The sequence below is a fragment of the Psychromonas arctica genome, assembly GCF_036697365.1.
GTDB classification, from domain to species: Bacteria; Pseudomonadota; Gammaproteobacteria; order Enterobacterales; family Psychromonadaceae; genus Psychromonas; species Psychromonas arctica_A.
Genome location: NZ_JBAHZA010000027.1, coordinates 1 through 16012 on the forward strand (window position 1 = coordinate 1; position 16012 = coordinate 16012).

The 16012-nt window shown below is 34.5% G+C and carries 11 protein-coding genes; 7 read left to right on the top strand and 4 right to left on the bottom strand.

Annotated features, from left to right (window positions below; translation table 11 throughout):
- Window positions 1-804 precede the first annotated feature (804 nt).
- The 4 genes from V5290_RS16905 (at window position 805) to V5290_RS16920 (ending at window position 9492) form a co-directional block, all read left to right on the top strand.
- A complete protein-coding gene (locus tag V5290_RS16905; protein ID WP_333388555.1) occupies window positions 805-2475 on the top strand; it encodes a methyl-accepting chemotaxis protein in 1671 nt (556 codons plus the stop codon).
- 803 nt (window positions 2476-3278) lie between these two features.
- Window positions 3279-4865 (top strand): polysaccharide lyase family 7 protein, encoded by a 1587-nt coding sequence (locus V5290_RS16910; RefSeq protein WP_333388558.1) that lies wholly within the window; start codon window positions 3279-3281, stop codon window positions 4863-4865.
- Window positions 4866-5107: 242 nt separating this feature from the next.
- Window positions 5108-6589 carry an MATE family efflux transporter gene (locus V5290_RS16915; protein ID WP_333388561.1) on the top strand — a complete coding sequence of 494 codons (1482 nt, stop codon included), beginning with the start codon at window positions 5108-5110 and terminating at the stop codon, window positions 6587-6589.
- Between the two features lie 527 nt (window positions 6590-7116).
- The gene (locus V5290_RS16920) at window positions 7117-9492 is read left to right on the top strand and encodes a bifunctional diguanylate cyclase/phosphodiesterase (RefSeq protein ID WP_333388564.1); all 2376 of its coding nucleotides are present in this window, start codon (window positions 7117-7119) and stop codon (window positions 9490-9492) included.
- 104 nt (window positions 9493-9596) lie between these two features.
- Here V5290_RS16920 and V5290_RS16925 read toward each other — a convergent pair whose 3' ends face one another.
- The 3 genes from V5290_RS16925 to V5290_RS16935 all read right to left on the bottom strand — a co-directional run bounded on the left by V5290_RS16925 (window position 9597) and on the right by V5290_RS16935 (window position 11833).
- A complete protein-coding gene (locus V5290_RS16925; protein WP_333388567.1) occupies window positions 9597-10394 on the bottom strand; it encodes an LEA type 2 family protein in 798 nt (265 codons plus the stop codon).
- 176 nt (window positions 10395-10570) lie between these two features.
- Window positions 10571-11236 (bottom strand): DUF1499 domain-containing protein, encoded by a 666-nt coding sequence (locus V5290_RS16930; protein WP_333388570.1) that lies wholly within the window; start codon window positions 11234-11236, stop codon window positions 10571-10573.
- Window positions 11237-11332: 96 nt separating this feature from the next.
- Window positions 11333-11833, bottom strand: coding sequence for a MarR family transcriptional regulator (locus tag V5290_RS16935; protein ID WP_333388572.1), 501 nt, complete (start codon window positions 11831-11833; stop codon window positions 11333-11335).
- Window positions 11834-11926: 93 nt separating this feature from the next.
- Between V5290_RS16935 and V5290_RS16940 the strand changes: the two genes are divergently transcribed.
- Window positions 11927-13123, top strand: a complete 1197-nt coding sequence (locus tag V5290_RS16940) for a multidrug effflux MFS transporter (protein WP_333388575.1) — start codon at window positions 11927-11929, stop codon at window positions 13121-13123.
- Window positions 13124-13287: 164 nt separating this feature from the next.
- Here V5290_RS16940 and V5290_RS16945 read toward each other — a convergent pair whose 3' ends face one another.
- Window positions 13288-13872, bottom strand: coding sequence for a hypothetical protein (locus V5290_RS16945; protein ID WP_333388577.1), 585 nt, complete (start codon window positions 13870-13872; stop codon window positions 13288-13290).
- Between the two features lie 282 nt (window positions 13873-14154).
- On the opposite strand from V5290_RS16945, the gene V5290_RS16950 reads away from it, so the two are divergent.
- Both V5290_RS16950 and V5290_RS16955 read left to right on the top strand, forming a co-directional pair.
- Window positions 14155-15024 (top strand): MYG1 family protein, encoded by an 870-nt coding sequence (locus V5290_RS16950; protein ID WP_333388579.1) that lies wholly within the window; start codon window positions 14155-14157, stop codon window positions 15022-15024.
- 364 nt (window positions 15025-15388) lie between these two features.
- A complete protein-coding gene (locus V5290_RS16955) occupies window positions 15389-15874 on the top strand; it encodes a hypothetical protein (RefSeq protein WP_333388581.1) in 486 nt (161 codons plus the stop codon).
- Window positions 15875-16012 lie beyond the last annotated feature (138 nt).

Here is a 16012-nt window from a genome sequence, read left to right on the forward strand (position 1 = left end):
AGGCAACATCACCTAGCTAACCGAAGTTTTAAAGGCTATGACAATATTGTTGATGAAGTATGTAAAGCGTGGAATGATTTTGTCAGCATCCCTCTAAGAGTGAAAAGTATGTGTTTTAGAGACTGGATGAAACTGATCAGTTAATTTTACAGGTTGGTCTTAATGCTTCAAAATGGATATTCCGAACATCGCCACCTTGGCTTTTTATACGTTCTACAAATGGTTAGTAATTCAAATCCTTCTCCTTATGAGTGCACATTTTATGGATTTATTTATTTTATATTTTTAGAACGCCCTTAAATATACGAACGTTCAATAGTGTTTTATCTGAAAGAGAAAGCATTTATTTTGGTTCACAACAAAGGTGCTAAAAAGATTAAAAAGTTACATATTGGTGCGCCACAAAACATATTGATTACGCTTATAACTAAATAAAAAATTACTGCTTAGTTCCATTTCAATACCTCATGAAATTGCATTAAAAATTTTTTAAATATTATTAATGAATTCTGTTGTTGGGTCGATACAGTATTTAGAACAAACTTGGGAGCTTCGATAGTGTTGATGCATTAATTTAAGGCACTCTTTAATGGTAGTGGCGTAATCTAGCACTCATTATCAAAAAAAAATATCCTTCTTAAGTATCTTTTGTATTACTTTAGTAATATGTTTGTTGGTATTGAATAATAGGTTCGGTCAGAAATTCAACGAAGAGTACACTAAGCACCCAACAATTTAGTTCGTGAATACCAGAATATAGGTGTGGTTAACTACTAATTTAGTTTAAAAATGGAGTTTTAAAATATGTTACGTTCGCTAAAAGTACAAATATACTTGTTAGTTTTTATTCCTTTTATATTTATGGCTGGACTTGGCTTATACAGTGAAGTAAACAGCACTACTGTCATTGAAGGTAAAGTGTCTGAGATGACCTTAAACAACACTTTAGAAATTGAAAAGAAACGCCTTAAAACTATTGTTGATTCTGCTTATTCTATGATTGAAGATTATACCTTATTGCCTAATAACAGTGGACTTAAAGATGCATTAGCACTGATTGACAAAATAAGTTATGACAATGGTACTGGCTATATGTTTACTTACGATCTAAAAGGTGTGCGTCTTCAAAGTGGTTCAGGTAAAGGTATTGGAAAAAACTTTTATGATAACTTAGATAAAAAAGGTAACTATATAACTCAAAATATTATTAACGCTGCACAGGATGGTACAGGTTATAGTACTTATTACTTTATTAAACCAGGTGATACAGAACCATCACCAAAATACTCTTATTCTTTATTAATTCCGCAATGGAATGTCATTATTTCAACAGGTTTTTATGTCGACGATGTAGAAAAAGCACAAAAAGAAGTGGATGCAGCGATAGACATGGTTGCTAATGAAGCAATCAATGATGCTCTCATTCTTTTCTTTATTGCATTCGTTGTCGTTGCCATTGCCGTCTTTATTGCTATTAATAGATTGTACTTGCCACTTAGTAACTTAAGTATGTCTGTAAGCGGGTTAGCTGCAGGTGAAGGAGATTTAACCACTATTTTACCATCAAGTTATATTGCTCTATTAGATAAAATTGCTGACAACTTTAATAAATTTTTAGGGGCAATGGGACAGGATATCAAGAACTTAAAAGGGACGAGTAGAGAGCTTAACAATATTGCGAGTAAGTCTAGCGAACAACAAGTTCGATTAGAAGCATTATCAAATCAACAAAAAGAAGAAACAGTGCAAGTTGCTGCAGCTATTGATCAAATGTCTTCAACTTCAAACGAAATAGCTAACACAGCAGAACAAACGCGTGCTTCAGCTACTGCAGTAGAAAAAGAGATAGATGGTGTATTACAACAAGTTGAAGTGTCTAACGAACAGCTTAATGATTTAAATGTATTAATGAAAGGGGTAGAAGGTTCAATCAATGAATTAGGCGATAACGTGACATTGATTCATTCTGTGTTGAGCGTTATTCAAAGCATTTCAGAGCAAACTAACTTGTTGGCTTTAAATGCTGCTATTGAAGCTGCTCGAGCTGGCGAACAAGGAAGGGGATTCGCAGTGGTTGCTGATGAAGTGAGAAACCTTGCTAAACGAAGTCAAGACAGCACCGTTGAAATCAAAGTCATTCTCGATAAGCTACAAGATAGCGCAGAGAAAACAGTACAAGATATGGCTCGCTCAGATGAACAAAGACAAGTTGTCACTGATGCGATGGTAAAAATAAGAGAGTTTATTCGTAGCAGTAATCAAGGAATTCAACAATTATCTGAGATGAATGTACAAGTAGCAACAGCAGCTAGTGAGCAGTCAACTGTGTCATCTGAGATAGCTGAACGAATTAATGGGATCGCGTCACTCGCAGAAGATATTGGTAATAGTTCAACAGAGGCAAGATCACAGTTTGCTAGTTTAGAATTACAATCTAAGTTAATAGCAGATATGACCAATAAATTTACTGTTTAATTTTCCTGAGTAAAAGCCTATAAAGCTACAAGTAACCACCTACAATAAAAATTAACTAAATGACTTAAGCTACGTGCATGAATATGCCGTAGCTTTTATTTTTTTGACTTCCTGCCCTTCGTAATAAGATTAGCGCTAATATCTAATCAAGTAATAGATACAGTTATAATTGTCTAATCTCACGATGTCTCACCTTTATAGAAATAACACAAGTTTAGTTAGTTTATGCTCTATGTGAGTGACTAATATCTTTCTATTTAAGTCCTGTAGGTATTAACTATCTTTTGTTCTATTTAAATCGAATTTCTTTGCAATTTAATAATACAATACAATGGGTTTTATTTAAAAAATCATCTAAATCCACTCTGTTTTTTTAAGCTTGAGATGACTGTAATATAAAAAATAAAAATAGAGTTTTTACAAAAATACCTTGAAATTTTTTTAATTTATTTAAGTTGAAATAATTACTTTTTATCTTCTGAATAGACGATTTAGAGTTAATTTTATTTTCTTAATTTAAAAGGGATAAATGAAATTATGACGCTAAAGCTACTGTATATGGGCTTTATGTTTTTTAATTAATCTGTTTGTAGATCTAACTTCTTGGTGATTTTATGTTGAAACTGAGATCTAGTTAAGACTTTCTAACAATCTTGAATACGTTGATTTAAAACTTGAGGTAGGCTTATTAGCAACAAAAAAAGAGCTATATGCACAGAGTGAATGTGAATGAATTGTTACTTTTTGACACGTTAACTTTTTTGCATTTGTCATATTATTAAATATTATAAATAAGGGTTCCAATGAAACACGGAAAATTAAATTTATTATTAAGCACTTCAATTGCTGTTGCATTATCTGGTTGTGCTACTACAACGGATGAGCCAACAGGCCCAATTAACTTAGCAGGAACTCAAGCACCTTTATCAGTGGTTTCTGTAGACTCAAGTGTTCATGATGGAAATGGCCCAGATCGTTTAATTGATGGTGATATTTCAACACGTTGGTCTGCTAGTGGTGATAATGCTTATGCTACATTAGATTACGGGCAAGTTGCTGAATTCGATGCAGTGCGTATCGCTTTTTCAAAAGGACATCAGCGTTCTAGTAAATTTGATATTTTAGTCAGTGAAGATGGTAATCAGTGGACAACTGTTCTTGAGGGAATGTCCTCGTCAGGTAAAGTTACGTCTATTGAACGTTTCCCATTCACTGCCGTTAAAGCACGTTATATCAAATATGTTGGGCATGGTAACACTAAAAACATGTGGAATAGTGTTACAGAGTTCTATGCAGTGAACTGTGCCGTTAATACTTGTCTTGCAAATGAGTTTATAACTGAAGATGTAATCGCAGCAAATGCAGCGGAAAATAAATTATTAGATAAAGCAGCAAAAGCTAAAAAAGCTGAAGAAAAGGCAAAAATGGCTGCATTACGTAAAGGTGATTTCGGTACTTATGTTCCATTAAAATGTGACTCTGCGGTTTCAGATTGTAGTAAGAAAACATGGTGGGATGTACCACTTAAATCACCCGTTATTCCAGCTGTACCAAAAGCAGGTAACAAGCCAGGTGAAAACTTTGATTTAACAACTTGGTACTTATCACAGCCGTTTGACCATGATAAAAATGGCAAGCCAGATAATGTTGATGAGTGGTACTTGAACCAAGGTTATGAACAACCAGAATTATTTTATACTGGTGATGATGGTGGCCTAGTTATTAAAACCTACATTAAAGGTACACGTACTTCTAAAAATACTAAATATACTCGTACAGAAATGCGTGAAATGTTACGTCGTGGTGATAAATCAATCTCTACTAAAGGTGTTAACAAAAATAACTGGGTATTCAGCAGTGCGCCAGAAGCTGATTTAGAGGCTGCAGGTGGAGTTGATGGTGTAATGGATGTGACAATGAAAGTTGATCACACGACGACAACTGGTGAATTAGGTCAAGTTGGTCGTTTCATTATTGGTCAAATCCATGATCAAGATGATGAGCCGATTCGTCTTTACTACCGTAAATTACCTAACAGAGATACAGGTTCTGTATATTTCGCACATGAAAATACATTAGAAGGCTCTGATAATTACTACAGTTTAGTAGGTGATTTAAGTGGTGAAGTAGAAGACGGTATTGCACTTGGTGAAGTATTCTCATACCAAATCAAAGTAGTGGGTAACACAATGACCGTTACTTTAAAACGTGACGGTAAAGATGATGCAGTTCAAGTGGTTGATATGAGTAAAAGTGGTTATGACCAAGGCGGTCGCTACATGTACTTTAAAGTAGGCGCATACAACCAAAATAATACTGGTGATGCCGATGATTACGTACAAGCAACTTTTTACAAAATTAAAACATCACATGATCAATACAATAAATAACCTAAACCTTATTTAAACGTCATTAAAGCCAGCTTTTGCTGGCTTTTTAGTTTCTGCTACTCGTTACTTTATTTCAACTCATCTATAATAATCATCCATTTAAACAATATTATATAAGTTGTTTAACTCCAGTTTTATTTTGTTTTGTAATATTTCTTGAGGCTTGTTGTCATATAGTCTTAAAGTATTTTTTACTTGAATACTCATTTGTCCTCAATACAAACAAGCGACGGAATTAATTTATGAGCAAAGGAAAATTTGTTAGCGGTAATATTTTTAACCACATCATTGTCATGTCTTCAACTAATGCGATTGGACTAACTGCTCTTTTTCTTGTTGATTTAGCCGATCTATTTTTTATCAGTTTATTAGGACAAACCGAGCTTGCTGCAGCTGTCGGTTATGCTGGAACTATCGCTTTTTTTACTACTTCTATTAGCATTGGTTTATCGATAGCAATGACGGCATTAGTATCAAAGTCCATTGGCCAACAGGATCGTGAAAAAGCACGACGATATGTTATTAATATATTGGTGTCAGGTTTCATTATTAGCTCTATCATTGCCGCTATCATTTGGTATTTCACTCCTGAGTTAGTGACATTAATTGGGGCTCGTGGTGAAACACATGATTTAGCTGTTGAATACTTAAGGATTTTATTACCTTCACTGCCTGTTTTGTGTATCGCAATGAGTGCGGGAGCCTCTTTACGCTCTGTCGGTGATGCAAAATTAGCGATGTATTCTACGTTAGCAGGCGGGGCAGTTAATGCTATTTTAGATCCTATCTTTATCTTTGTTTTTGATATGGGGTTACACGGTGCAGCATTAGCATCAGTTATCTCCCGTTTTGCTGTTGCCTGGTTTGCTTTATACGGTGTAACACGAATCCACCAGTTAATGGGCAAGCTTGATTACAAATTATGGTTGTCGGACCAGCGAGATATTCTCAAAGTCGCTATACCTGCTATTAGTACAAATATAGCAACGCCACTCGGTAATGCCTATGTCACACTCATGATCGCTTCTTTCGGAGATGCATATGTTGCTGGTTGGGCTATTGTAGCTCGATTAATGCCAGTTTCCTTTAGTATGATTTTTGCCATGTCAGGGGCTGTCGGTCCAATTATCGGTCAAAACTTTGGTGCTTTGTTGTATGACAGGGTGCGTTTAACTAGTAAACGTGCATTACAATTTACTGCAGGTTATGTGGTTATTGTTTCATTAATTATTTACTTTTTACAGAACCAAATTATTTTGTTGTTTAGCGCTCATAGTGAAGCTGCTGATATGGTTGCATTTTACTGTACTTGGTTATCAGTTACCTTCGTATTCAACGGTATAATTTTTATAGCAAATGGTACATTTAATAATTTAGGGTATCCAAGTACTTCGACCATTATGAATATTGGTAAAGCAACTATTGGCACAGTTCCATTCGTCTATTTTGGTGGTATGTGGTTTGGTGCTTTTGGGGTTGTTGCTGGACAAGCAGTCGGCGCTGTTTTATTCGGTATTATTGCTTGGTATTGGTCTCAACGTATTTTAAAGCGTCTTGGAAAACATGACGTTGAAGAAGAGATACATCAAGATGAAGTAAATTTAACACCTAGCTTACCTTTAACTCCATTTTGCTCTAATCGTGGTTATATATATTCTGATCAAGATGAAGTTGGTGCCGAATCAATCGATACTTCTAAGCAAAATGAAAGTAAAACTAATTAATTTATCCTAAAAAATATTATTAATAGTGATTGTTTGTAACGATTATTATTTCAATGTTAATTGGTAGGAATTATGGATTGATATTTTACCCTCTTTTTAACTAAATTAATCAATGGATATGCTCAAAAATAATACTAAAAATCAAATAATATCAGTCCTTTATAACGTTTAGTTAATTAGTTTATTTACCATAGTTAAATTTGACTTTTTGGCCTCTATTGATTGCTGAAGATATAGTATAGACTAAATTTAATGACTGACTTATACGACTATGTTTTGTATTCAAATTGATATTTACCCATTTACCAATGCTTGGTGAGTTTCTCCCTTTTTCATATCTAGAACCTCTTTCGAATAGTCAATACTTGTATAACACTGGATATTAGTTATTTGTTTAACAATAAAAATAACTCAACTATTTATACAGTTATCGCAGTTTAGTGTGATGTCATAAAAAACATAGGTAAGAATTACAGGATGATTTTACCTTTTAAAAAATGCTCTAATAAAAAATGGAAATTAGAAAAATGAAGAGCTTAAAATATAAAATATTTTTATTATTTGTTTCTATATTACTGATAGTACAAGGGATTACTTTTTATGCATTATACACCACTAACAAAAATCAAGAAGTAACAGAAGTAAATAGTCGATTAACATCAGCTAAAACTATTTTTACGGATTTATTTAAACGCCGAATTGAATATCTTTCTGCATTTACCGCGATTACTGCAAAAGAAAGCGATATTAAAAAAGTGTTTGTAGATGGAAATATCCGTAATTTATTGACTGCATTAAATAACCAAAGGCAAGAGATTGATACAGACCTTGCGATGTCAATAACACCAGATGGTTTGATCTCTGGTCAATTGCAACGTGAGTTAATTAACAATGTTGACGCCTCTACAGGCTATCATCATTTTTATAACAAGATTAAGCATGGCATAGAAGTAGGCCATAAATTTCGTTACCCAAACTGGTTTAAATCACCGCAAACATCACATATCTACATGATTGGTGGTTTATATTACCAAGTAAGTATTTCTCCAGTAATTTACAGAAGTAAAAGGGTTGGTTGGATCATCTTCGGCTTTGAAATAAACAAACGTTTAGCCAATGAATTTAAAAAATTAACCGGTTTACAAACTGAGTTTGTTTTAAAAGAAGGGGAAAAAAACTATCTAACAGCCTCTTCTGAGCAACATATTCAAGACTTTAGCCAGAAAGAAAAGTTAGATTTGATAGAAGCAATCGATGAACAACGTTTGCCTGAACATTTCATAGGTACGTCTTCAGTAATGACCCGTTTTGAAGATCGCAAGCTCGTTGTTTATATGTATAGCCTCAAGGAAAGTATTATCTCCATGATTGAAGAGCAATGGTGGCCTTTAGTTATGTTAGCTATATTAACGCTATTTGCTTCTTTAACGAGTGCTTACTTTCTTGCTGCTTCAATAAGTCGACCAATTAATCGGTTGGTTAATCACGCAAAGATTATTGCAAGTGGGCATTTCCAACAAAATATTACTTTTAAAGAAAAAAATGAAATAGGACAATTAGCTAATGAGTTTAATCATATGCAGGTTGCTCTATTACAACGTGAAGAAGCAATAACACGTTTAGCTAACCATGACTTACTCACTGACTTACCTAATAGACATCGTCTTAATGAGTTTTTAGTGGGGTTGAAAGACGATCATTTTATGATGTTACATCTGAATTTAAGTCGTCTAAAAGATGTAAATGCAACATTAGGTTATGATGTTGGTGATTTAGTTATTCAAACACTAGCCATTAGGTTACAAAAAATCTCAGAGCAACAACATGTGCAATTTTTAGTGCATTTAGGGGCAGATGAATTCATTTTAATTGTAGATACAATGGAAGTGAGTGAAGTAAGTGCTCAAGTTAACAAAGAATTAGAAGAAATTTTTTGTTTCCAAGGGATCAGCTTACAACTACAAGTACGAATGGGCATTGCGTTATATCCTGAACATACATCTGATGTTACTAAACTTGTACAAATGGCCGATACTGCCTTGCATCATACTCGTAACACTGGCAGTTTAGTGCAGATATACCAACCAGAGTTAGACGTTAATACAGTTGAAAGATTGAACTTAATCAATGATTTAGTACAAGCGATTCCTGCAAATCAATTTGAATTATATTTTCAGCCGAAACTGTGTATGACTTCCAGAAGGGTCAAACATGTTGAAGCATTAGTACGTTGGAAACATCCTACTTTAGGTATGATACCACCAGATAATTTCATCTCAATTGCCGAAAAAACCGGACAAATAGAAGCTCTAACACGTTGGGTATTTACAGCTGCATTAATACAGTGCAAAAAATGGAATGCACTTGGGTTAGAAATTAACATGGCTATTAATATTTCTGCGGAGAATTTAAAAGAGCCTGATTTTTATGACTTTGTTTGTCATACCATTGATGAGCAAAATATTAGCCCTAACCAAGTTACTTTAGAGGTGACTGAAAGCTCTGTCGTAGGAGATACTGATGCAGCAATTCAGTTATTGAGTAAATTCAAAGATTATGGACTAAAAATATCTATTGATGATTATGGAACTGGTTACTCATCTTTGGCGCAGTTAAAACAATTGCCTGTACATGAGCTGAAAATAGATAAATCATTTATTCAACGACTAGAAAAAGACGTTGATGATCAGATCATTGTTAGATCTACTATAGACTTAGCACATAATATGGGATTAAAGGTCGTTGCAGAGGGAATAGAGGATGAATACTCTTTGACTTGGTTATCGGATTACGCTTGTAACTATGCGCAAGGATACTTTATTAGTAGACCAAAGCCTGCTTCTGAATTGACACCTTGGTTGCTTAATCCTCCTTGTTTTGACAAGGTAGATTATCAAATCTAAGCCTACTAGTTGAATATTTTATAGTTTCTGTTGCATGATAAAACCACGTTGTTTTTAACAAACAACGTGGTTTTATCATTATTTATTGATAGACATAAAGTCCATTATTTAAAAAATGAAGTTAAATTAATGGTTTGGTCATAAGTTTTTGTAAATAATGGAGAGGTTATTTCAAAGTGTAAAGGTAATTCAGGGCTAGTTAATAACGAAAATACGTTACTGAACATATCACTTGGTTTGATACTTAATGGTAATTGAATACTGTTAGTTCCTTCACTAATTTTTTGATTATTTAATGCACCAGTGAATAGCTCGTTTCCTTTTGAAGATACTGAATAGTTAACATCGTCTAGTGGTAAGCTAAATTCATTTTTATTATCAACTTCTAAGCTTAGAATAATGTCTAATTCACTAAAGCTTGCATTTACCACTTCTAAATCTGCAATTGAAACGGTCGGCACATACAAGGTTGCTGATTTTTCAAAAGGAATAGATAAGCCAAGCGCGCTAACACTCCCTTTTACTTGATAATCTAACTTGTTTTCTTTAAATAGAAGTTGTTGCAATGAGGTAAGCGTTTCTTGAGTCAACGCTAAAGAAAGTGGAACATCTTTGTTACTGTTAGCTGCTAATGTGCCGATAGAATCAGTTTCACCTTCTAACATTTTACTGTCGTTTAAAGACAGCTCGTAGCTCACATTATTGATTGGGAGTGAAAAGCTATTATTATTAGCAATGTTAAAGGTTGGATTTAGTTCGATACGGTCCATTGATATTTCACCCACTGAAATCGATTTGTAATTGACTTCGGGTTGTTGCACATAGTCTTTAATGCTGTCTTGTAAAGCTGTACACGCTGTTAATACGCTAACTGCAGCGACAAAGGTGAGTTTCTTAAGCATGGTTTATCCTGTAAGTAGTTTTAGATTCAACGGATTATATCAGATTGACTATTATCTCCTACTAAAGCAACTTAATTTAGGCGTAAAAAGCTAGAAAATATGTTAGTTAAAAACAAGTGCTGAACTACAGTGAACGAATCAAGCATGTTCAGCTTAATATTTATTTTTAGCAAGTTTTACTTTGTTTGTTTAAATTCGTTAATGAAACGATTAATACGTTGCGCGTTAACACCTCGATCGCCACGACCAATGCGTGAAACACTACGAATATCTATTTTGCTACCATTTACTTGTTCACTGATACGTATGATCACATCGTCAGCAAAATGGAAAAATGTAGTATAAGCTGTCGCTTCAAAAAAAACTTTTTGCGGATCTTCGTAGACTATCTCCCAACCCATTTTTTCTGCCAAAAGAAGAGATTTTTGGTAGGAATCTTCAACAGAAAGGCTAGTTAGAAGAGGTTTAACATTAGGATAGGCTTGCTGCTGTTGTGCTATTTCTTTTCCTTCATATTTCAATGTGTTTTTCGCCCCAGGTCTATCATCGTCTAAGAAAATAAAACTAGGTGGAGTAGCCGTATCTGTTGAAATATCATGGATAGGGGGATAGCGGACTGGTTCTCTTACTAAGCTGATGATTGTTGGTGCTAAAATCGCAACACCTAATACAAGAGCGGTGAACGCTTTCAGTGTAAAAACTTTTTGTTTGTGATAGCCATTGACAATAAAGGTGATAAAAGCAGCGGCTAAGGCTGTATAACCTAATAAATTATTATATTGACGACTTGCAGAGAAACCTTCAATGGGTTCCCACAAATTAAGCGATGCACCGAAAACCATTATTACTGCAATACTTATACAAATGATTGCGAGTGTTAAACAGAGGGTATTGATATTAAATTTTGACATGATCATCTCACTTATTAGTTTATTATGTTATGCGTCTTCTTCCCACACTCGCAGTATCTTATTCAATAGATAATTTAACTGCTCTTTTTCTTCCAAGTTTAATACATTAAATTTTTGTTGTTCAGTTGTATGCAATTTTACGATTATTTCTCCGATTAGTGTTTGGCCAGATTCACTTAATTGAACCAGCTTTCCTCGTTTATCATTAGGGTTTTCTATTCTGATAATTAATCCAGCTGTATCCATTCTATTGAGTACCTTAGTTAATCCGCCTGAGCTGAATAACATCGCTCTGGATAACTCGGTAGGAGTTAAACAATAAGGGAATTTCTCTTTCCTTAGCGTTTCTAAAACAGAAAATTCAGCGACTTGTAATCCGTAGGGGTTAAGCACTAAAGATAAGTTTTGTTGACAATGGGCACTAATACGATGAATACGTAATATCTCAGGTGATATTTGACTATTTGATTCTGGCCAATTTGTCTTTGTCTTAGCGAGTACATTTGCAATAGATGTTTGTTCGGTCATAGCACTTCCTTAATTAATATTATACAAATATACCTTGCTAGAAAGGTAAGTTGCAATTATTATCTTTCTGGAAAGGTAAATTAAGAGGCTTTTATGAACAAATATATATCTACATCACTATTATTATTACTGGCGGGTATTTCCGCTTTAACACCATTCGCAACCGATGGTTACTTATCAGCAATACCAATAATGGCAAAAGATCTGAATACAGATATTTCTATGGTTGCTATAACTGTCAGCCTTTACATATTTGGCTTAGCTATCGGGCAATTAGTAGGAGGGCCGTTATCTGATAAATTTGGTCGTAAATCCATCATTGTTGTTGGTTTAATCATCTTCACCTTAGGTAGCTTTGCAATTCCTTACGCACATTCTTTAGAAATGTTATGGACAGTAAGACTGATACAAGCGCTAGGTGGAGGGATTGCGGTAGTCGGTGTTCCTGCAATTATTCGAGACAATGCAAAAGGTAAAGATGCTGCACGTCTATTTTCATTAATAATGTTAATTACTATGCTTGCTCCTTCTATTGCACCATCAGTCGGGACGCTTATATTAAAGCTATCGAACTGGGGATGGATATTTACTTCATTAGCTATTGTTGGTGCGGTAGTTACAGTGGCAACGTTGTTAGTCATGCCTGCAGAAATTAAAACTAAACAAACGAGTAAAGGTGGTGGGTATTTAAGTGTATTTAAAGAAAAAAGAGCGTTAGGCTTTTTATTAGCACAAGGTTTTTCGTTTTCTGTGTTAATGACTTTCCTAACAAATGCTCCCTTTGCATATATTGCGCATTTTGGAGTGAGCGAAACGTTCTTTTCAGGGTTGCTGATATTAAATGTATTAGGTGTTTCAATTGTTAACCGTGTGAATACGTATCTGTTGCATCGTTATGAACCTAATCAATTGTTAAAATCATTTTTAATGGTGCAATTATCTGGTGCAGTTATTTTAATTGTTGCAACAGCCTTATTTCCTGAATCTTTGTGGTTAACGGTACTTGGTTTTGTCACTATTACAGCGACCATGGGGGGAGTCATTCCTAACTCAAGTGCATGTTTCATGAATTATTTTGGTAATAATGCTGGCGTTGCAGCTGCTACATTAGGTGCAACACAATACATGCTAGGTGCTGCTATTAGTGCATTCGCTGCGGTATTAAGCCATGATTCTTTATGGCCGATTGTTTGTGTAATGACAGTGGCAACTGTTATAGCCTATTTAGGTGTCGCTCTAAAGCCACAAGTATTACCCGTAGAAGATGACAAAGAAACAGCTAAAATATAAATTCAACCGATACTAAATTTTCACAATTGGTATATGACGTTTATTAAACTGTTTTATCAAGTTATTACTATCGTTAACTAAGATTTTTGATGTAAGAACTGCATCTTTGTTTAAAGAGTAATCTTAAACACAGATGCAGTAAAAACATATCATGAAAGAGGGCTTTAGCGTCCAAACAATTTCTTTAATAGTGAACTTATAATTGAAAAAAAACTGACAGTTTCTGCGTCGGCAGCACTTTCAGCACATTGTTTCTTAAGTTCTTGTTTATTGCTCGGTATCGATTTTTGTAGCTCATGTATTTCAGCTTCATCGAAGATAAATCCATCACTAGGCGTCGTCTGAGATTGATAACGATCTATCAATAAATCTAATAAGTTAATCATAATACTGGTTTTATTAAGAGAGCCAATGTTGTCGAAAACAGCCCCATTGCCAAGTTCAACAGTACGACGACGTGCTCGAAACTGTGATTTTTGTTGGCTCAGTTCATTCCAAGTTAGTTTATTAACACTGGTTGCAACCTTATGATCATTACGCCAATAAATAGCATCTCTACCGATAACAATCCCACGATGAAATTGAGTGAATGAGGTTCGCATTGCAGCAAGAACATATTCATCATCGGGGATATCTAATATAGCACGGGCGTAATGTTCTACATCTTTAGGTATCAGTGGGTTCATATTGAAGTTATTTTCACCATGGTAATAGGTTAATACTTTCATTACCTCGTCTAACATACTCATCTATAACTCCTTGATATTTTTAGTATCAGCTATATTACGCATATTTAAATCTTATTTGTAGTACAAGTAGGCTTAACTTATTTGAAATTTATGCATCAATTAACAGTTTTGAACAAATAGTTGATGGTATACCAAGAGTCAGTGCGTTAGCTGACCTATGTTTGTGAGCTGTCATAGTATAGAATCCACCTGAAAAGCCATTTATACTGTGACTGGACAAAGCTTATGCAGTGTAAAAATGCTTAAACTATTTCTTACCCTAAATAAAATGAATTGAAAAATATGACTCAAATAACAATCGCTACACACAACGGTAACTTCCATGCAGATGATGTTTTCAGCATTGCGGCCCTAAAATCTATCTTTCCTTCATTTAACTTAGTGAGAACCAGAGACCTAGACGTCATTCGCCAAGCTGATTTAGTCATTGATGTGGGCGGAATTTATGACCCTGAAACAGGGCGTTTTGATCATCATCAACGTGGTGGTGCAGGTGCACGTGAAAATGGTATTCCTTTTTCGTCATTTGGTTTGATTTGGCAGAAATATGGTGTGCAAATTTGTGAAGGAGACAAAGAAGTTGCTGCTTCTATTGATGCCGGGTTAGTGTCAACTATTGATGCAATTGATTGCGGTCATGTAGAAGGTGTTGCACAAGGTATTAGCCTTAGCCAAACTATCTCGATGTTTAACCCTACTTGGCAAGAAGATGCTCACTTTGACGAGTGTTTTGATCAAGCAGTTATGTTTGCGGAGAAAGTCTTAGCACGTTTTATTGCTTCGGCAAGTGGTGGCTTAAATGCAAAAGCAATTGTTGCTAAGGCAATTCAAAGTGCAGCTGATCCAAGAGTTATCGTATTAGAAAAATATATTCCTTGGAAGCGAACTGTTCACGCAATGTCACAGGAAGCTTTATACATGGTTTATCCTTCTTCAACTGGACAATGGCGTATTCAAACCGTGCCAGTAGAACCAGGGTCTTTTGAAGATAGAAAGTCATTACCGACAACTTGGGCAGGCTTATCTGATGAAGCATTACAACAAGAAACAGGGTTAGCTGATGCAATGTTCTGTCACAATGGTTTATTTATTGCGGGCTCAGAATCTTTTGAAAGCACGATGAAAATGGCTGAAATGGCATTAGAAGCATAATTATTGATGATCGATCATATCTAATATAAAGCAAAGCTTTACTCTTTAAAAAAGCAGCTAATATCGAATGGTATTAGCTGCTTTTTTATATCAATTTTTTGCTGGAGAAACAGTTCAATTCAGGAATAAATTGAACCTTATAATAATTAACTTAATAAACGAAAAGATGTTAATTATTTAATATTTATCCACTACTCGAAACTTACAATAAACAAGTGGACTGTTTTAACAAGTAGAATAGATAAACTATTTATCGTGATTGATATATTCATAGTGTATTGAACTAATTGTTACTCTACTCGTCGTATTATTTGTATTAATACTTAGGTTTTAATATCAAATTATGATCATAAAAGAGGGCACAATGAACAAATCAATTACTGCATTCATGAGAAATTTATTCTCAAAAGCACTGACCATTATTTTTCTATCTTTGGCGGGAGCAATTACCTTTTCATTATTCCAACATGTCATTGATGGTTTTATTAATCAATCTGACCTCACAGAAGTATTGTTAAAGAGCATTAATATCGGCGTGATCGCATTAGCTGTGTTTGAATTAGCACTAATTATTAATAAAGAGTATTCAGAGCCTGATGATCATCACCACAAAGATGCAATTCAAACGCTGCGAGGCACGCTACCACGCTTTATTGGTACAGTATGTGTCGCATTATCGCTTGAGGGATTAATTATGGTGATAAAATATAGTCAATTGGATTTGGCGGGGAATTTATATTATCCAGTTGCGATTATTATTAGCACCGCATTTTTACTTGTTTCATTAGGCGTCTTTTTACGGTTAACAGAAAAAAGTACGATAAATAATATTAGCGAGATAAATGAATAGACTGTTGAAGGTTAATAACTGAATATAAATTATACCAATTGCATTAAATAAGTGATCTAAATTTTGCGCAGGAAAAATGACTTAGTTTAAGGCGTAACTTAAGCCTTTCGACGATTAACTTCGTTAATAGTCTATCGG

Coding starts and splice junctions, on each gene's coding strand:
- V5290_RS16910 (WP_333388558.1), top strand. CDS start 3,279: ATGAAACACGGAAAATTAAATTTATTATTAAGCACTTCAATTGCTGTT.
- V5290_RS16930 (WP_333388570.1), bottom strand. CDS start 11,236: ATGGTTTTCGGTGCATCGCTTAATTTGTGGGAACCCATTGAAGGTTTC.
- V5290_RS16925 (WP_333388567.1), bottom strand. CDS start 10,394: ATGCTTAAGAAACTCACCTTTGTCGCTGCAGTTAGCGTATTAACAGCG.
- V5290_RS16920 (WP_333388564.1), top strand. CDS start 7,117: ATGAAGAGCTTAAAATATAAAATATTTTTATTATTTGTTTCTATATTA.
- V5290_RS16955 (WP_333388581.1), top strand. CDS start 15,389: ATGAACAAATCAATTACTGCATTCATGAGAAATTTATTCTCAAAAGCA.
- V5290_RS16945 (WP_333388577.1), bottom strand. CDS start 13,872: ATGAGTATGTTAGACGAGGTAATGAAAGTATTAACCTATTACCATGGT.
- V5290_RS16950 (WP_333388579.1), top strand. CDS start 14,155: ATGACTCAAATAACAATCGCTACACACAACGGTAACTTCCATGCAGAT.
- V5290_RS16915 (WP_333388561.1), top strand. CDS start 5,108: ATGAGCAAAGGAAAATTTGTTAGCGGTAATATTTTTAACCACATCATT.
- V5290_RS16940 (WP_333388575.1), top strand. CDS start 11,927: ATGAACAAATATATATCTACATCACTATTATTATTACTGGCGGGTATT.
- V5290_RS16935 (WP_333388572.1), bottom strand. CDS start 11,833: ATGACCGAACAAACATCTATTGCAAATGTACTCGCTAAGACAAAGACA.
- V5290_RS16905 (WP_333388555.1), top strand. CDS start 805: ATGTTACGTTCGCTAAAAGTACAAATATACTTGTTAGTTTTTATTCCT.